At 67.6% G+C, this 16,442-nt stretch carries 19 protein-coding genes; 8 read left to right on the forward strand and 11 right to left on the reverse strand.

Annotation, left to right across the window (positions count from 1 at the left end; all coding sequences use genetic code 11):
- Nucleotides 1-86: 86 nt before the first annotated feature.
- The 11 genes from CACI_RS19845 to CACI_RS19890 all read right to left on the reverse strand — a co-directional run bounded on the left by CACI_RS19845 (nucleotide 87) and on the right by CACI_RS19890 (nucleotide 9,462).
- Entirely contained in the window at nucleotides 87-695 is a 609-nt protein-coding gene (locus CACI_RS19845; protein WP_015792614.1) for a GNAT family N-acetyltransferase, read from the reverse strand.
- Entirely contained in the window at nucleotides 692-2,215 is a 1,524-nt protein-coding gene (locus CACI_RS19850) for an APC family permease (RefSeq protein ID WP_015792615.1), read from the reverse strand. The genes CACI_RS19845 and CACI_RS19850 overlap by 4 nt, the downstream gene beginning before the upstream one ends.
- Before the next feature lie 53 nt (nucleotides 2,216-2,268).
- Nucleotides 2,269-2,937, reverse strand: a complete 669-nt coding sequence (locus CACI_RS19855) for a GOLPH3/VPS74 family protein (protein WP_015792616.1) — start codon at nucleotides 2,935-2,937, stop codon at nucleotides 2,269-2,271.
- Nucleotides 2,937-3,227, reverse strand: coding sequence for a hypothetical protein (locus tag CACI_RS19860; RefSeq protein WP_015792617.1), 291 nt, complete (start codon nucleotides 3,225-3,227; stop codon nucleotides 2,937-2,939). Before CACI_RS19860 ends, CACI_RS19855 begins: the two co-directional genes overlap by 1 nt.
- On the reverse strand, nucleotides 3,224-4,051 hold the full coding sequence (locus tag CACI_RS19865) for a hypothetical protein (RefSeq protein WP_143765322.1): 828 nt from the start codon (nucleotides 4,049-4,051) through the stop codon (nucleotides 3,224-3,226). Before CACI_RS19865 ends, CACI_RS19860 begins: the two co-directional genes overlap by 4 nt.
- Nucleotides 4,039-4,290: a hypothetical protein gene (locus tag CACI_RS19870; protein ID WP_015792619.1), complete on the reverse strand. Its 252-nt coding sequence runs from the start codon at nucleotides 4,288-4,290 to the stop codon at nucleotides 4,039-4,041. The genes CACI_RS19865 and CACI_RS19870 overlap by 13 nt, the downstream gene beginning before the upstream one ends.
- A gap of 60 nt (nucleotides 4,291-4,350) precedes the next feature.
- The gene (locus CACI_RS19875) at nucleotides 4,351-5,277 is read right to left on the reverse strand and encodes an NAD-dependent epimerase/dehydratase family protein (RefSeq protein WP_015792620.1); all 927 of its coding nucleotides are present in this window, start codon (nucleotides 5,275-5,277) and stop codon (nucleotides 4,351-4,353) included.
- A gap of 10 nt (nucleotides 5,278-5,287) precedes the next feature.
- Nucleotides 5,288-6,739 (reverse strand): helix-turn-helix domain-containing protein, encoded by a 1,452-nt coding sequence (locus tag CACI_RS19880; protein ID WP_015792621.1) that lies wholly within the window; start codon nucleotides 6,737-6,739, stop codon nucleotides 5,288-5,290.
- Between the two features lie 272 nt (nucleotides 6,740-7,011).
- Nucleotides 7,012-7,722 carry a sensor domain-containing protein gene (locus CACI_RS19885; RefSeq protein ID WP_015792622.1) on the reverse strand — a complete coding sequence of 237 codons (711 nt, stop codon included), beginning with the start codon at nucleotides 7,720-7,722 and terminating at the stop codon, nucleotides 7,012-7,014.
- 66 nt (nucleotides 7,723-7,788) lie between these two features.
- Nucleotides 7,789-7,977 carry a hypothetical protein gene (locus CACI_RS50005; protein ID WP_143765323.1) on the reverse strand — a complete coding sequence of 63 codons (189 nt, stop codon included), beginning with the start codon at nucleotides 7,975-7,977 and terminating at the stop codon, nucleotides 7,789-7,791.
- An 822-nt stretch (nucleotides 7,978-8,799) separates the two neighbouring features.
- Nucleotides 8,800-9,462, reverse strand: a complete 663-nt coding sequence (locus CACI_RS19890) for a prepilin peptidase (RefSeq protein WP_143765324.1) — start codon at nucleotides 9,460-9,462, stop codon at nucleotides 8,800-8,802.
- Nucleotides 9,463-9,894: 432 nt separating this feature from the next.
- Here CACI_RS19890 and CACI_RS45825 point away from each other — a divergent pair, with 432 nt between their 5' ends.
- From CACI_RS45825 to CACI_RS45830, 8 genes are all read left to right on the forward strand, one after another.
- Nucleotides 9,895-10,320 (forward strand): hypothetical protein, encoded by a 426-nt coding sequence (locus tag CACI_RS45825; RefSeq protein ID WP_049871644.1) that lies wholly within the window; start codon nucleotides 9,895-9,897, stop codon nucleotides 10,318-10,320.
- Between the two features lie 35 nt (nucleotides 10,321-10,355).
- The gene (locus tag CACI_RS52555) at nucleotides 10,356-11,297 is read left to right on the forward strand and encodes a hypothetical protein (protein ID WP_223297593.1); all 942 of its coding nucleotides are present in this window, start codon (nucleotides 10,356-10,358) and stop codon (nucleotides 11,295-11,297) included.
- Between the two features lie 102 nt (nucleotides 11,298-11,399).
- Complete coding sequence (locus CACI_RS19905) at nucleotides 11,400-12,080, forward strand: SAF domain-containing protein (protein WP_190276784.1); 681 nt, start codon at nucleotides 11,400-11,402, stop codon at nucleotides 12,078-12,080.
- Nucleotides 12,081-12,086: 6 nt separating this feature from the next.
- The gene (locus CACI_RS19910; protein ID WP_015792627.1) at nucleotides 12,087-12,929 is read left to right on the forward strand and encodes a hypothetical protein; all 843 of its coding nucleotides are present in this window, start codon (nucleotides 12,087-12,089) and stop codon (nucleotides 12,927-12,929) included.
- Nucleotides 12,926-14,254, forward strand: a complete 1,329-nt coding sequence (locus CACI_RS19915; protein WP_015792628.1) for a CpaF family protein — start codon at nucleotides 12,926-12,928, stop codon at nucleotides 14,252-14,254. Before CACI_RS19910 ends, CACI_RS19915 begins: the two co-directional genes overlap by 4 nt.
- A complete protein-coding gene (locus tag CACI_RS19920) occupies nucleotides 14,251-15,141 on the forward strand; it encodes a type II secretion system F family protein (RefSeq protein ID WP_015792629.1) in 891 nt (296 codons plus the stop codon). The genes CACI_RS19915 and CACI_RS19920 overlap by 4 nt, the downstream gene beginning before the upstream one ends.
- On the forward strand, nucleotides 15,138-16,031 hold the full coding sequence (locus tag CACI_RS19925; protein WP_015792630.1) for a type II secretion system F family protein: 894 nt from the start codon (nucleotides 15,138-15,140) through the stop codon (nucleotides 16,029-16,031). Before CACI_RS19920 ends, CACI_RS19925 begins: the two co-directional genes overlap by 4 nt.
- A 48-nt stretch (nucleotides 16,032-16,079) precedes the next feature.
- A complete protein-coding gene (locus CACI_RS45830) occupies nucleotides 16,080-16,442 on the forward strand; it encodes a hypothetical protein (RefSeq protein WP_143765326.1) in 363 nt (120 codons plus the stop codon).

The following is a 16,442-nucleotide window of genomic DNA, read 5'->3' on the forward strand; positions in this document are numbered from 1 at the left end:
TCGTCCGGTTTTTGGCATGCCTGCATCGACTTCTGTCGCTCGGTCGGTCTTAGGTGTCGCGGCCGGACGTGGGCCGATCGTGTGTGTCAGGTGCCGTTGGTGCGGCGCAGCATCGGGTACATGTGTGCCCCGGAGGGCAGGATGATCGGGTCGTCGAGGTCGGTGTAGCCGTGGCGCAGGTAGAGCTCTCTGGTGGTGGCGTCGCTGGCTTCCAGGTAGGCGGCGCGGGGTGGGTCTTCGGCGTCTAGGTGGTCGTGGTGCGCGGCTAGTAGTGCGGTGCCGATGCCTTGGTGTTGGTGGTGGGGGTCGACGGCGAGGATGGCTAGGTGGTCGTGGGCGGTGTCGTGGGGGTGGTGCTCGGCCAGCAGTGCGTCGAAGATTCGGAATCGGTCGACCCAGATGCCGGTGGCTGCCGGCAGGCCGGCGTCGTAGCCGGACGAGTCTGGTTCCTCGTTGGGGGTCGAGGGAAGCCACAGGGCGACTGCGGTGAGTTCGAGGGTGGTGTAGACGCGTCCGCGGGCCATCGCCTCGTCGACGAACAGGCGGAAGTAGCCGGGGAACAGGCGGGTACGCCCCTCGCTGTCAGGGATCAGCCACACCGAGGGTGCCAGGTCGTGGAAGGCCCGTGCGATCACGCGGCTCAGTGCGGTGGCGTCCTGCGGCTGCGCGGGGACGATCTGGTGCCGTGGGCTCATTGCGTGCTCCTCGTAGTCTTCGCAGACGGCGTCGTCGAGGTCCCGGCGGTGGTGGTGATGCTGTGGGCCATTGCGGCGCTGCCCAAGCCGATGGCTGCGTAGGCGTCGGGCTGGCGGTGTTTGAGCACCAGCGCCCAGCCGGCGCCGACGACGGCGGCGATGCCGAACAGCCCGGGCAGGATTTTGGTGGGCAGCGAGCCGGGTGCGACGTTGAGCAGCACATCGAAGTGTTCGATGCACAACCACGCCATCACCGCCAGTAGCACCGTCGCGGCTGTCGGCGCTACCAGGCGCCGCCACACCGGCTCGCCAGCGGGCAACGTCCAGAAGTAGCGGACGACCGCGGCCGAGGTCGCCGTCAACAGCAGCAGAATCCCGACACCGCCGGTCGTTCCGCCCCAGAAGAACAGTTGCCCGACCGGATCCCAGTGCAGGCCCAGCGCCATCAAGATCGCCGCCGCACCCAGCAGGCTCTGCACGATGGAGGCCGCCCGGGGCGCCCCGGTGGAACCGGTGGTGCCCATCACCGCCGGCAGCACCCGCTCCCGGCCCAAAGCCCACATGTATCGGCCGACCGCGCTGTGGAACGCCAACGCCGCCGCGAGCAGGCTGGTCAGGAACAAGCTGCGGCCGATGCTGGCCACGGTTCCCGGGGCCATCGCGAACAGCATCCCGGTGCCGTCTGGGCCCTGAGCTGTCGGCACCACCTGGTCGCCGTAGTGCACGACCAAAGCCCAGGACGCGGCAGCGTAAACAGCGGCGATCACGGCCAGGGAGATGTAGGTGGCCGTCGGGATCGTGCGCTGTGGGTCGCGTGCCTCCTCGCTGAACACCGGTCCCTGCTCCACCCCGACGAAGCCCAGCACGGCCACAGCCAGCACCGCACCCAAGCTAGAGGCATGCAGGCTCCTCGGGGACAGCGCCGCGAAACTGACACCGCCCGCCGCCGGGTGTGTCAGACCCCGTATCGTCACCGTGGCGATGACCACCAGCTCCAGGACCGACAGCACGCCCAACACCCGGCCGCTCAAGTCCACCCGCGCCAGCCCCAACACAGTCACCACCGCCCACGCGCCGAACGCCCACACGCCCCACGGCAGGTGAACGTCGAAGTTGTCGGCGGCGAAGGAGGCCAGTTGCGGCCCGATCATCCCGTACAGCCCGACCTGCAACAGGTTGTAGGCGACCACCGCCACCAACGCCCCGGCCACCCCGGCAGGCTTGCCCAGGCCTTGGGAGATGAATGAGTAGGCCGCCCCGGCGTTCGGGATCCTGCGCGCCATCGCCAGGTATCCGATGACGAACACAGCCAGCACCGCCGCGACCACCAGGAACGCGGCCGGCACACTGGTCAGGCCGGTCGCGGCGAACGCCGAGGGCACCACCCCCTCGGTCACGGTCAACGGCGCGACCCCAGCGAGGATGAAGAACCCCACAGCGGGCGCACCCAGCCGTTCTTTGGCCAGCGCCGCCGACATCTTGCTCGGGGCCGGAGCCGAAGCCGGTGATGGTATCGACACAGAACACTCCCTCTTGGAAATCAACAGGCTTAGTAGGGTGATGGGCTAGGCGGTCAGCCTTTGCGCTGGCTCGCCACAGCGCTGCCGACCGCGGCCGCGGTGTGGGCCACCAGCTCCACGAGCACCGGATTGAAGACCGCCAACGGCGAAAGCGTCTGCTCCAGCAGCCCCGGATCGGTCAGCAGGTGGCGGATCTCCCACAAGTTCGGGTTGTCCAGACCGGTAGCGCGGGTCAGACCGAACAGCACCAGATCGGGCGCCGTCGCCGCACCGTTGTAGATCTTGCGTGTCACATCAACCGCCGGCCAGCTGGCCGCCTGCGCATCGACCGGCAGCCACCGGCCGGGCCTGCCCGGCACCTTGAACCGAGGCTCGTGAAACTGGGCGACGCCCGAAGCCCGCAACCGTCGCCCCACCAATTCGGTCGACTCCAAGCTCAGATAGTCCAGCCAGTCACGCACAGGACGGGGCGCCTCCGCCTCCACCTCACTGCACAACCCAGCGAGCAATAGAGACCGCGGACGACGGTTGGCGGTCAGCACCAGGGTGCCTTTTTCGATATCTACCCCTCTGGTGAGGATCAGCTCGCACAGCAGCGCACCCGCCAACCCGACCGCGAGAATCCGCTCCGACAAACGGGGCCGGCCAGACGGGTCATCATTGGCCATCAGGAAGAAGTCGTTGGCCACGAACCCGGTCTTGACCTGCTGCAACTCGACCATCAGACCGTCACCACCGTGTGCACGGAGCGATCTTCGTCGGGCTCGGGGATGATCTCGATCCGAGTGCGCCGCGAGTCCGGCCACTCCCAGAAGAACCCGGTCCGCAGATCGCCATCCATCACCACATCAGGACTGCGACACCAGCGCCGGAAAGTCGACTCCGCGGCCGCGCCGCAGATATTTCGCACGAACACTCCGCTGATCAGGATCACGTAGCGCTCAGACGTAGCCGCCGAGTCGAGCAGAGGCTCCGGAGCGACCCGATGAGCCAGCGCACAGGAGGTCATCATGAGACCCCTGACTCGGCGCTGTCGGAGGCCTCGGTGACGCGATAGTGGGACCTGCCCAGGTACTCGGTACAGGAGCCGGTCTCGATCCGGTCTCCGGCGATGGGCAGGGAGAACGCGGCGTTGATATCCATCGAGACTTCACGGTCATCTGCCTGCTCCCTTAGACACTTGCCAATCTCCTCGCGCGTGCCGGTGAAGTTCTGCCTTCCGTCGATGCGTTCCTCGCGCACTGCACTTGTCCTTCGGATGCCAGGGAGTGGGGCAGTGCTGACGCGATCGGCGATAGTGGCTGCGGCCTGTGCGATGGTCTCGGCGGGAATCTGTGAGCACGTCCACGCCGCAGCGCTGATCCGGTAGGCGGAACGCCGGTCCGCTCCGTACAGGAAGGCGGCTTCTGCCCCGGCACCGGTGGCTTTCGTGCTCCACAGGCAACAGGCGATCAGGTAAGCGTTGAACGGGTCCTCCGCCAACACCGCGAAGGACCGGACGCGACGACGGCCGTGCTGGTCCGTCGGCCACCACAGCTCGACGGTGACCAGGATCGGGTGCGGGGTGTTCGGCCAGACTGGAGCGGCCAGGGGGACCACCGCGTACGAGCGTCGTGGGTGTGAACCGGGCGCAACCCAGGCGAAGCCGCTGGCCACGTCGCCGGTGACGTCGAGCAGTGGTGTGTTGATGATCTGCTCCAGCAGTGCTTCAGCGCGGCTTCGCCGAATCAGCTCAACTCCGGCGCCGTTGACGACGTGGAGAAACACGGTTACGACTGGGGCGGAGAGAGCGGCGTCGCGTTCATCAGTTACACGCGGGGGCATCAGATACCCCATTTATGCTGCCGACGTTGGGCGTCAGCTTCGGTGGCTTCGGTGAGGCTGAAAGTCAGGTCCTGAACTTCGTTGCGCCAGGCGGCGCTTCCGCTGACCAGGCTCCCGAAGATCTCAAACCCGTTGTCGGCCGCTCGTCGCAGAGCTGCCTCGGCATGGACTTCGTCGAGAAGCTCGCCGGGTTCGGCGCCATTGCAGCGCTTGATGAACTGCCGAACCGCCGGTTCGGTGGAGGGGGTCATGTCTCCACCTTGACGTTACGGTCAGTGATTTTCCAATGACAGTTCTGTCATGAGGTTGCGCTAGCTGTTCGACTTCTCTGCATCCCAGGCGTCGCCGATGATCTGTTCCAAGTCGGAGCGTGTCGGGATCCAGCGGAGCGTCGTCAACGCGCGGGTGGTGTCGGCTCGAAGCTCTGGTGCCTCTGGCGCTGGCGGGTTGTGCTTCGCGGGAATCTCATGCCCTGTGATCTTCCTGGTGATCTCAATGATCTGAGCCACTGTGGCGGGAGTCGCACCAATGTTGAAGATATCGAACTTACCCGGCTGCGCGGCGCCGATCGCGAGGCAGAAAGCGTTGGCCAAGTCGGCGATATGCACGTAGTCACGGATCGCGCTGCCGTCGCCGTTGACCGTTACCTCGTCGAACCGCCCGCCGGCGACGGCTACCACCTTGGGAAGGATGCGAGTCAGGTCGGGATCAGGGTGCCGGCCCACCGCACCTGCGATGTTGAAGGCGCGCAGGCTTACTCCACCGATGCTGCCTTTCACAGCGGCGTCGCGTACGGCCATGTCCGCAGCCAACTTCGTCTCGCCGTACGGACTGGTCGGCGCGGGTTCGCAGTCCTCACCGATGGGCTGCTTTTCTGGAGTGCCGTATACCGCGGCTGTAGAAGCATGGATGAATGGCATGACGCGTCCGGTGCTGGCTACTGCCGCAAGGAGGTGCTCCGTCCCCACCGTGTTGATCATGGCGTACTCGCCCGGCTGGGCGAACGACTCGCGGACTCGAGTCAGAGCGGCTAGATGTGCCACCGCGTCGACGCGGTCGACGGCTGCCATCAGCTGGTTCGAACTACGCAGGTCTGCGACGACGATTTGCACTCTGCCGGAAGGTTGTGTCCTGTTTGGTTGCGTGGTCATGGCCACGACCTCATGACCGGTATCGAGCAGAGCGCGGGTTACAGCGCGACCTACGTACCCGAATGCCCCGGTGACCAGTACCCGCAAGACGGCCCTCCTAGCCCTTCAACAACAGGTCTCGATGATGCCACGCAAGGTATAGACACGCCGCTGCGGCAGGGGCCAAGCGCTCCTCGGCCAACAGTCGGGTGATGTTGTCATTGGTGAAAGCGATTCCGGCTTCGGGGCGGGCAGGATCGGTGCCTGTCACCGTGCCTTCATTGTTGCGCCCGACTATCCCGGCGAACACCTGGTCGTACACATCGGCGTCGAATACGGCCACAGCCAGAATCTCGCCGGCCAGTGTGAGTGGATCCAAACCCAAACCGAAGCACCAGGTGCGGATAGATCTTTCCCAACGTGCCTGATTCAAGGTCCGATAGGGCTCGGTGTCAAAGTAGTCGATTGGCTCGCCGGAATCGCCGTCGGCCTCCGGATCACCCAGAAACTCCTCAGCGAACTCGCGCATCATGTTTCGCCAAAGGTCGAAATCGTTGGCCTGATCCCATGGCAGCACCGTGGAGGGTTGGAACACTCCAGCCGGCATGACATGGATCAGGCCGCCGGCCAACGCCACATTGGTGGCCTCGCGCCGATGTAGCACGAACGTCGCAGACCCGTCACGAGTCCGCCGCAAGGTAAGAGTGTCGATTGAGGGCAGAAGCGGGCGGCGTGCCAAATCGAAGGGATCGCTGATCAGCGATCGGAACGGCAACTGGCCCAACATCGGGTTGGCGTCCGCAGCCGTGAGCTCATGAGCCACGGCCTCGCATACATCGACCATCTCGAAGTAGGAGGTGTATCCGAATTCCATCCGGCCGCGCCCATCCGCCCAGGCCACATCCAGCAGGCGAAAGCTGCGGCGGTTGACGAACAATGCGGGCCGGTCCACTAACCTGATCGCCTCAGAGTACCGATGGTGCCGACCTCCACGTACAGAGCGTGGCCGTACAGCCGCCGACTCAGGCTCGACCCCGGTGACGACAGGTGCAGTGGCGTCGGAGCGCCACAACAAGGTGATGGCGTCCAGATCGACGGGTGCCGAGGCGAGCCAGTCCCTACGAGTCAGTAGCGGAGTGCTCCCGATTTGGTGGGCATCCGGGTACAGGGCGGCCGCTCGTCGGCTCAGCTCGAAGCGGTGAGCGTTCAGCGAACGCCGGTGCGAACGCCATGCACGTTGGTCCATCAGCACTTCGCGCGGTGTGGAGGCGTCTCCTCCGGCCAACGTGCCGGCTGGCTGTCCATCGGCGAGGCCCAGCTCCGCTTCAGGTAGCCCGAGTACCGCGGCGAACCGGCGCAGCTCCCCAATGTCGCGGACGAAACGCTTGCCGCGCTCCAGCATCGACAAGTAGCTCTGGTCGCAGTTCAGCAGATCTCCTAGCTCCGCCTGCGACAGATCATGCCGAGTTCGATACGCCTTCAACACATCGCCTAGATCAGAACTGTCCGGCGGAGCAGTGCGTACTGGTGGCGAGAACAGCCACCCATCAGCGCTTGAGGAGACGGTCACGATACTCAAGGTAGCGTCGAAACCTTTGCCCCGGCGCCGGATGACCGGCTATTACAGAACTGTCATAGCTGGCTCCTCGGGCTGCTCGTGTTCGCAACATTGGGTTGCCACGCGGCGGTGTAGCCCGCCTCCGGCAGGTGCAACTCCAGGACTTCCCGATCTGCGAGCTGGGGCTACACGGTGTTCAACGCTGAGCAACCAAGCCCGGCCCCGACAGACTGTGGCCGTGGAGGTATTTGTGCTCGCAGGGTGCTCGGTTTGTGGCTGCGTGATCAGCTGACGCCTGCGGCGCTCTTCAACCGTGCGACTTGCAGGTCGGACAGGCGGAGGAGTGTCTCGCTGGCCTGGGGAAGGGGAACGATGCCGAGATTCACCGTTCCCGTTTCCAGCATCAGCACGACCACTGGGCCGACACGGACCACGTAGGTGGTGTCCACCTCCGTGTCGGACTGTACGCTCGCCCTCGTGACGTAGCCGACGCGGTCGTCGCCGACCATCTGCGGGATCGCGGTGAGTGTCGTCGGAGTCGGCTCGTTCTCCTCGGTCTCGGTGAATGTCTTGCAGCCCTTGAGCCCCGCGGTCAGATCGGCCATCAGTGCCGAGGCCTTATCGGCGGACGGCATCACCTCCACGGCGTCCTGGATCATGGTGACGCCGTGGGCCGAGTTGAGCACCCGGCGGAGGTCGACGGTCGTGCCGTACTTCGTGGACAGTGCGTTCTCTGCATCACGGAAAGATTGGCATGCACTGTCCCCGGTGGTCACAAGAGCCGGCGTGTCCGTGGTGGACCTCACGTCTTCCGAGGCGTCGAAGTTATAGCCGGGCTGGTCCTTGTCGGTCAGCAGGAGGCTCTCGACCTGATCGTCCGTCAGGGCGGCGGCCGAATGACCGTTGCTCTTGCCTGAGCCGCCGCAAGCCGTCACCACCAGGACGGCCGCCGCGGTGACAGCGACCGCGGAGACGTACTTGATCCCTATATGCATGCTGGCATAGTGCTTTACGACGCCTCAGACTGATCATCTACCCTCCGCGCGCCGATCACGCATGGCTTACGCGGCAGCGTCAAAGCCATCTGCCGGTCGTAAGCCGCGTACGCGGCTTACGACCGGCAGATCGGCAGCAGGAAACAGCGGCACATGGGTAGACAGGGCATCCGGGTCACCCTTGGCCACCACCGCAGCGACGATCCAGTCCAGCCGTTCAGGGTCGGTGATGCCGTCCTCGATGGCCTTCAGCACTGCGTGGCGGATGGTGCGGGACTGCGCTGCTGCCCCACGGGTGTCGGCCCTGTCGACAGGCTCAGCCAACTACACAATGACGGCACCCCAGGTGGAGCAGCAACTCCTTTGCAAGGCGTCGACTCGGTCCGAGGGCAGCCCGCCTACGGTGGAGCTGCACACCGACGGATCCGGGCGGGCATGAGTATTACTCGGCGAGACGCGGTTTTCGCGCACTTTCACCTTCAACCTCAGCGAACTTGAGGCCACCATCGTTGAGCTGCCGTCCCTTCTCAGGGCCTACGCAATTTGGGCTGGCGCTGGCGGAGATGCCGCGATTTCTGTATGGCTGTTTGGCGGCCCGGCACAGATAGATCTTCAGGAGAACGGACAGTATGTTCATCTGCCGTCGTCGCCCGCAGAGACTGCGGCTCCGGTCGACCAGCTGGGTGGCGACTTCCAAGGTGCCGGCCACGCTGCCTATCCACTGGTTCGGGACCTTGTGCAGGACATGAACTTGGCGGAGCCAACAAACATCCACCTCGACGGAACTCTGAAGGTCCGACACAGGAAGCGGCGCTGATAGCTCCTCAAGCAACCGCGGCCCACGCCCGGAAGAGCCGTGGGCCGCCGGAGCGGGCCGCGGGAAATACGTGGAAAGGGTCAGAGGCACAAGGTCCCGCCGCAGGTCAGGCGAACAACCCAGCCGTCTTGTAAACGGGCAGGTTGAGGTCGCATATGCCCATCGCTCGGCACATATACCGGAGTCGGGTCGGCGCAGCGCGCGGTGGATGCTGGCTGGCCAAGGTCGGCGACATGGTGAGGGTGCTGAGCTCGAGGGTTCTAGCTGATGATCACGGCGGCTAGCGAGCCGAGTAGCAGGGCCGGGCCCAGCGGAAGCGCATGACTCCGTTGTTCGTGTCGTACAAGTAAGCGGACCATGACGCACAGCGCCGCTAGGCCGAAGGCAAGCATCATTCCGCGCCATGTCGTTTTCCAGCCGAGGAATCCCAGGCAGAGCCCTAGAAGTCCGACAAGTTTTACGTCGCCCCAGCCCAGCGAGTCCGGCGGCGCCACGAGTGCGACGGCCAGGAAGATCACGTACAGAAGCGCCCCGGCCGCTAGCGCCCGCCACAGGGCTCCAGGGCCGGAGGCGCGCCAAGCGGCGAATGCCAGAAGCGCCACGGTCAGCGGGTAGGCGGGCAGCACGATGCGGTTGGGCAGGATGTGAGTCGTGGCGTCGACCGCGGCGAGCGCTGGGGTGATCGCCGCGAGGTACAGGTAGGCCGGCACGCGTGCCTGCAGACCGAACCGTGCGCCGACCAGCGCTCCGGCCACCGCAGCGGATGTCACGATCAGCGCAGCGACGACCCGTGGGAGCCCATCCGCGGAGCTGTCGCCGTCCGGGCCTTTGGCAATAGCCAGCCGCACTGCTCGCGGCGCGTATAGTCCGCCGACGGTGCCGACGGCCGCACCCAAGGCGATAGCCGGGGCGTCTGTTGTCAAGTGGCTCATCTGCAGCTTTCGGGCGAGTCGGCATCGGTAACGATCGACGCCGACCTGATCACGGGGGGATCACGATTCGGCGCGCCGCTACCGTTGTGTCCGTATTTGAACGTATCGGGAGCATAACTTGCTCCTCGGGGCCACTTTCGGAAACGCCGGAAACCTGCCTAGCCTGACCCGAGTCCGATATCGGACTAGACCACATTCGTCACGTAACGGGGATACGAAATGGCTCGTCACCATTTTGGCTGCCGAGTGGCCGTCGGCTTCGCCGTCGGCGCGGCACTTCTGACTGCGGCTGGGTGTGCCAGCGGCGCTTCCAAGTCATCGAGCGCTTCGTCTGGCACGGCACCCAGCTCCGCGGGGAGTCAGCCCGCGACTGCCAGCGCACCGGGCAGCACCGGATCGTCCACGCCGACCGCGTCGGCATCGGTGGACCAGTCCAGCCCGCAGGCGCAGGCTGCTATCGCCACCTACAAGGCGCTGTGGGCAGACGTGGTAAAGGTCGAGGCCACCATGAACGACCAGGACCCGACGCTGGCAAACCACCTGACCGGCGGCGCGCTGTCGTTCTTCCAGCAGGCGATCCACATCAACAAGCTCGACGGCTACGTAGCTAAGGGCGAGCCGAAGTTGCTCCACCCGACGGCTAAGCAGATCATCGGCTCGGGCGCTGCAGCGAAGGTGCTCGTCGAGGACTGCGTCGACGACTCCGGGTTCAACCTGTACACAAGTGACGGGACATTCGTCCACAACGGTCATCCAGGCGGCCGGCGCTTGACCCAAGCCCTGGTGGAGCGGTCTGACGGGGTCCTGAAGGCGTCCGCGTTCGCGTTCAGCGCGCCGGGCACATGCTGACCCGGATACGCCGCCGGTCAGCAGTAATGGCGGGTGTGCTCATAGCCTTCACCGCGCTCGGGGCGTCCTCGGCGCTCGCTGACCAGGGCGTCCCCGTCGGGGGCGGTGGTGGAGGCGGAGTGACCTGCACTCCGGGCACCGGTTCCTGCACGATCGATGTCAACAATCCCGGCAACCCAGGGACCACACCCTCGCCGAGCCAGGGCTCCGGTAGCGGCGGAGGATCGGGTGGCTCGAGCGGTGGTTCGGGAGCGACCTCGACTCCGTCGCCGGAACAGACCCTGATCAACGGCGACTGCACCTATGCCGCCGACCCGTCGTACGTGCCGCAGCCTGGTACGGAATCGCATGCAGGTCAGAAGGGCGCCTGGTACCTGATGACCTGCCCGGACGGGATCAAGACCGGCGGCGACCCGAACAAGCCGGTCGCCACAACGACGCAGAAGATGGTGTGGCTGACGAACCCGCCGCCGGCGGCCCTGATGCTGCCGACCCCGGCGGCGCTCGCCGATCGAGCGCGGAGTCTGCTGACGCCGCCGAAGCCGCAGATCGGCTCTAACCCGCCCGTTGGGAGCCCGCAGATGGTCGGAGTCCCAACCTGGGCGTTCCTTTCCCGCAGTCTGTGGGTCCCAGTATCCGCGAAGGCGGAGGTGCCGGGTGAGTCGGTGACGGCCACAGCGACGCCGGTCTCGGTGGCCTGGGACTTCGGAGACGGCAAGTCGATCGTATGTACTGGCCCGGGGTCGCAGTTCCCGCCGGGCGCCGATCCGAAGGCATCCTCGCCGGACTGTGGCCACACCTACCGGATCTCCTCGGGTAACGCGCCGGGCGGGAAGTTCCAGGTCACGGCGACCATCATCTGGCGCGTCGACTGGGTCGGCGGGGGTCAGGCTGGAACGCTGAACGACCTGACGACCACGGCGACGGTCCCGGTCACGGTGAATCAGTCGCAGGCGATCGTTACCGGCACCGGGTAGGCCTCGGCATTTCATTTATCAGCACCGCGCGGCAGTCCCGCCGCTCGGTCCGCACCTCCTCCTTCGATTCTGTGAAAGGGCATGACGTACATGGCTACCTCCATGCCGAAAATGGCCCCGGTGAAGATCTCCGGACGTCTGGGCGGCTCGGCGAAGAAGGCTGAGCCGCGTCTGTCGCCGGCGGCGAAGCGCCGCAGCGTGCCCTACGCAGTCCTCGGCGGCGCGCTCGCGGTGGTGTTCGCGGTCGGGTTCGCGGCGACCTCGCTGAACTTCGGCGGGAAACAGTCGTATCTGGCGGTGGTGAAGCCCGTGCGCGCCGGGCAGGTCATCCAGGCGTCCGACCTGGCCACGGTGCAGGTGGCCACGAATGCAGGTCTGGGTCTGATCCCGGCCTCAGCGCAGAACTCGGTGGTCGGGCAGGCTGCGGCGCTGCCGCTGGCCCCCGGTGCGCTGGTGACGCGACGCGAGGTTGGCCCGGCCAGCTTCCCGCCTGCCGGGCAGCAGGTGATCGCGGTGGCGGTGAAGACCGGGCAGTACCCGATGGAGCTGGCTCCCGGCGCGCACGTGATCGTCGGCACCGCTCCGGCGTCCGGCAGCTCGGGCACCGCGACGGTGACGCCGCTGTCGGCCGCGCCGAGCGCGGTGGTGCTGTCGATCACACCGGGCACGGACTCCGGTACGGGCTCGGTGTCCTTGCTGGCCGATGCTGGTTCTGCTTCGGCGATCGCGGCGATTCCGGCCGCGCAGGTGCAGCTGGTGCTGTCCGCTCCGGCGGGGAGCTGATCGACGATGCTGATCTCGCTGGGATCGTTGAAGTCCTCACCGGGCGTGACCACGGTCGCCGCCGCGATCGCGGCGATGTGGCCGGGCTCGGGGGCTGGGGAGCCGATACTGCTCGAGGCCGATGCCCGCGGCGGTGACCTGGCCGCCCGGTTCAAGCTCGGCCAGGAGCCGGGTCTGGCCTCGCTGTCGGTCGCGGCGCGCCGCAGCAGCGACGCCTCGTTGCTGGCCGAGCACGTCCAGGAGCTGCCCGGCGGGCTGAAGGTGGTGCTGGCGCCGCCGCCGGCGGAGAACGCGACGGCGGCGATGAAGATGCTCGCCAAGGACGCCCGCGAGTGGCTGTACGCGGTCGCCGGCCAGGACGACCTGGCCGTGGTCGCCGACCTTGGCGATCTGGCTCCAGAAGGACACGGATGGGCCGTGGCCGGGTCCGCGGACGTGTTGCTGCTGGTGGTGCGCCCAGTGCTGGAGGAGCTGACCCGGGTCATCAGCGGCGCCGAGCAGCTGCTGGCGCGCTGCCAGGCGACCGACACCCGTCTCGCCCTGGTCACCGTGGGGCCTGGGCCGTTCACGGTCGAGGAGATCGAGGAGTCGACCCAGCTGTCCGTGCTCGCCGAGCTGCCCGATGACGCCGCGGCGGCGGCGATGCTGGCCGGCCGCCCCGATCCGCGCGGGGCCCTGTCGAGGCTGGCCGCGCGCAGCGGGATCGCCGGGCTGCCGCTGGCCAAGGCCGCCGCCGAACTCGCGGCCACCTTGGCCGCTGAGCACCTGCGGACCGTGAAGTCCGACACCGAACCGCGAGACGGCGCAGAAGACGGCGCCGAGGCCGAGCCGATCGGAGTTGTGGCATGAGCGTCGCGACCTTCGAACGTGAGGCGCTGACCGATGACGAGCAGCACCTGGTGCGCAAGCTGCGCGCCTCGGTCGGCGCCCGGCTGGCCGAGCGCGTCGGCGACAACTCCGGGAGCGTCGAGCGGGAGCGGGTCGGTCGGGAGCTGATCGACGACGCGTTGATGGCCCACGCCCGCGCCGGGCTGGCCGGCGGCGGCCGGGACGTGTTGGACGGCCAGGCCGAGGCCAAGGTGAGCCGGGCGGTGTTTGACGCGCTGTTCGGCATGGGCGGTCTGCAGCGTTGGCTGGACGACCCGTCGGTGGAGAACATCACGGCCAATGGCTTCGACCATGTCTTCGTCCACTACTCCGATGGCAGCAAGGTCCCGGTTGGGCCGCTGGCCGCGTCCGAGGAGGACTTCGTCGACCTGCTGCGTACGATCGCGGCACGGGCCGGCACCGAGGAGCGGATCTTCGACCGTGCGCATCCGCAGCTGAACATCCAGCTGCCCGACGGGTCCCGGCTGTTCGCGGTGATGGCAGTGTCCCGCCGGGTGTCGCTGACCGTGCGCAAGCACCGCCACATGGCCACCTCGCTGCGGGAGCTCGCGGCCCTGGGCATGTTCGACCTCGACATCGCCGCACAGCTGGAGGCCGCGGTACGGGCCAAGCTGAACATCCTCATCTGCGGCGCCATGGGCGGCGGCAAGACCACGGTGCTGCGCGGCCTGGCCGCGTGCATCGGACCGGAAGAGCGGCTGGTCACCATCGAGGACACCTACGAACTCGGGCTGGAGCAGGCGCACCCCGACGTGGTGGCGATGCAGGCCCGCGAGGGGAACCTGGAGGGCCAGGGCGCCGTGTCGCAAGCCGAGCTGGTGCGGATGTCGCTACGGATGAACGCCTCCCGCGTCATCGTCGGCGAGGTCCGCGGCGAGGAACTGGTGCCCATGCTCAACGCCATGACCATGGGAACCGACGGCTCGCTGGGCACCATCCACGCCTCGTCGTCCAAGCAGGCGTTCGACAAGATGGCCACCTACGCCATCCAGTCACCGGAGCGCCTCGACCGCGCGGCGACGAACCTGCTGGTCGGCACCGCCCTGCACGTCGTGATCCAGCTGGGTCGGCTGCGCGACGGCACCCGCGTACTGTCCTCGATCCGGGAGATCACCGGCGTCGGGGACAACGGCGAGGTCACCAGCAACGAGGTCTACAAGCCCGGCCGCGACGGCCAGGCCGTACCCGGAACCGGCTGGACCGCCGGCACCGCGCAGCGCCTGATCGACGCAGGGCTGGATGAGGATGTGCTCACGCGTTCGGCGCGCGCGGGGTGGTCGATATGAACTCCGGGCTGCTGACCGCAATCCTGTGCGGCCTGGGCGTGGCGGCGGGAATCACGCTCATGCTGCGCGGCCTGATCGGCGTGCCAGCCGACGCGGAACCGAAGAGCCCCGGCGCCGAGGAGCTGCTGGAGCGGCTGAAAGCACCAGGCATCACCCGCAGGGTGCTGATCTCGGCCGCCGCAGCGGTGGCCGTTGGGGCGTTTACCGGATGGCCGGTCGCGGCGGGAATCGCCGCGCTGGCCGCCTGGGCGCTGCCGGGCATGTTCGGCAAGGACGGCGCCGCGGCCGACGAGCAGGCGCGTATCGAAGCGATCGCGACGTTCACCGAGGCGCTGCGCGACACCCTGGGCGCGGCGGCGGGTCTGGAGCAGTCGATCCTGGCCGCCGCGGCCAACGCGCCAGCTCCGATCCGCGCCGAGGTCGCAGAGCTGGCGGCGAACCTGAAGGCCGGGACGCGGCTGGACGAGGCGCTGCGCACGTTCGCCGCGGACCTCGGCGATGCGACTGGCGACCTGGTGGTCGCAGCTCTCGTACTGGCCTCCCGCCAGCAGGCACGCAACCTCGGCGAAGTGCTGGGCGAGCTTGCCCGGTACGCCCGGGAACAGGCCGCGCAGAGCATGCGGATCACCGCCGACCGGGCTCGCACCCGCTCCTCGGTGCGGATCATCGTCGCGTTCGTCTTCGCGGTGGCTGGGGTGCTGGTGGGCATGGACGGCTCCTACATGACCCCCTACAGCAGCCCGGCCGGGCAGATCGTGCTCGCGGTGGTCGCCGGGGTGTTCGGCGTCGCGTTCATGTGGCTGCACAAGATCGCCGCCACGAATCAGCCGACCCGGTTCCTGACCCGCCTGCAGACCAACCCGACCGATGAGGGGGCCACACGATGATGACTGCTCTGATCTGCGGCGGCGGGTTCGGTCTCGCCGTGGCGGTGCTGGTCTACGGGCTGTATCCGCCCAAGCCGACCCTGGCGCAGGCCATGTCGGCATTGTCCGCGAGCACCGCCCCAGCGCCGATCCTTGCCTCGAAGGCCGACGGCTGGGTGGCCCGCGCCGGAGCCCCGCTGGCGGGGTTCCTCGGCGGGCTCGGCCTGCCCGGCGCGCGGGCCCGCAAGGACCTGGCGGTCCTGGAGCGCTCGACGTCAGCGCACCTGGCACAGAAGGGCATGCTCGCTGTACTCGGTCTCGGCGCTCCGCTGGCCATGGCCGCACTGATGTCAGCGGCCGGGTCGCCGCTGGGCTGGCTGCTGCCGCTGTGGCTGTCGGTCGCATTCGCCGCAGCCGGGTTCCTGGCTCCGGACTACGTCATCCGTGCCGAGGCCGCCGAGCGCCGCAAGGACATGGTCCGGGCCCTGAGCGCGTTCCTGGACCTGGTCACGCTGTCGCTGGCCGCTGGCGGCGGGGTCGAGGCGGCATTGAAGGAAGCCTCGCTCGTGGGCGACGGCTGGGCCTTCACCGCGCTGCGCAAGGCCCTGGCCACCGCCGAGATCTCCCGAGTGGCCCCCTGGCAGACCCTCGGTCAGCTCGGCGCGGAGCTGGACGTTCCGGCGCTGGGCGAGCTGGCCGCTTCGTTGGCGCTTGCCGGCTCTGAGGGCGCGAAGGTCCGCGCGTCGCTGTCGGCCAAGGCCGCCACGCTGCGCGCGAATGGCCTGGCTGAGGCCCAGGGCGAGGCGAACGCCGCCAGCGAGCGGATGAGCTTGCCCGTGGTCGTCATGGGCTTGGGCTTCATGCTCCTGATCGGCTACCCGGCCATGGCCCACGTCATGAACGGCCTGTGAAAAGAAGCGATGGAGACGGCGATGCGGCAGGCGAAGGAGGGAACCCGGATGCCCACTCAGGCGCGCACCAGTCAGCGCCCGAGCCGGTGCGTGCTGCTGGTCGGACCCGCGATCGCCGCCGCGCTAGCCCTGCTAGTCGCCTTCGTCGCCGCCGTGCTCGAACCGTCGGCGTCGGCATGGTCTCTGCTGCGGCTGGTCGCGTTGCTCGCAGCGGGCTGGATTCCGATCCGGCTGGCCCGCGAGGCGGCAGCGTACTGCGCCGAAGACGCGGGGCGGCCCAAAGACCGCGCCGTGCGCGTCGCGAACCGGAGCAGCGGGGTGCTCGACGTCCCCGCTGTGTCCACCCACAGCTTCGGCCGGGCACTCGCGCCCGGCCGGGAGGCGTTGCCGTCCGGCAGCACGCATATCTGA

Source organism: Catenulispora acidiphila DSM 44928 (genome assembly GCF_000024025.1).
Classification (GTDB): Bacteria; Actinomycetota; Actinomycetes; order Streptomycetales; family Catenulisporaceae; genus Catenulispora; species Catenulispora acidiphila.

Excerpts from the sequence above, each read along its gene's own strand:
- CACI_RS19920 (WP_015792629.1), top strand. The coding sequence starts at position 14,251 with ATGAACTCCGGGCTGCTGACCGCAATCCTGTGCGGCCTGGGCGTGGCG.
- CACI_RS19860 (WP_015792617.1), bottom strand. The coding sequence starts at position 3,227 with ATGATGACCTCCTGTGCGCTGGCTCATCGGGTCGCTCCGGAGCCTCTG.
- CACI_RS19915 (WP_015792628.1), top strand. The coding sequence starts at position 12,926 with ATGAGCGTCGCGACCTTCGAACGTGAGGCGCTGACCGATGACGAGCAG.
- CACI_RS19905 (WP_190276784.1), top strand. The coding sequence starts at position 11,400 with ATGCCGAAAATGGCCCCGGTGAAGATCTCCGGACGTCTGGGCGGCTCG.
- CACI_RS19845 (WP_015792614.1), bottom strand. The coding sequence starts at position 695 with ATGAGCCCACGGCACCAGATCGTCCCCGCGCAGCCGCAGGACGCCACC.
- CACI_RS19925 (WP_015792630.1), top strand. The coding sequence starts at position 15,138 with ATGATGACTGCTCTGATCTGCGGCGGCGGGTTCGGTCTCGCCGTGGCG.
- CACI_RS19870 (WP_015792619.1), bottom strand. The coding sequence starts at position 4,290 with ATGACCCCCTCCACCGAACCGGCGGTTCGGCAGTTCATCAAGCGCTGC.
- CACI_RS19910 (WP_015792627.1), top strand. The coding sequence starts at position 12,087 with ATGCTGATCTCGCTGGGATCGTTGAAGTCCTCACCGGGCGTGACCACG.
- CACI_RS45830 (WP_143765326.1), top strand. The coding sequence starts at position 16,080 with ATGCCCACTCAGGCGCGCACCAGTCAGCGCCCGAGCCGGTGCGTGCTG.
- CACI_RS19855 (WP_015792616.1), bottom strand. The coding sequence starts at position 2,937 with ATGGTCGAGTTGCAGCAGGTCAAGACCGGGTTCGTGGCCAACGACTTC.
- CACI_RS19885 (WP_015792622.1), bottom strand. The coding sequence starts at position 7,722 with ATGCATATAGGGATCAAGTACGTCTCCGCGGTCGCTGTCACCGCGGCG.
- CACI_RS19865 (WP_143765322.1), bottom strand. The coding sequence starts at position 4,051 with ATGGGGTATCTGATGCCCCCGCGTGTAACTGATGAACGCGACGCCGCT.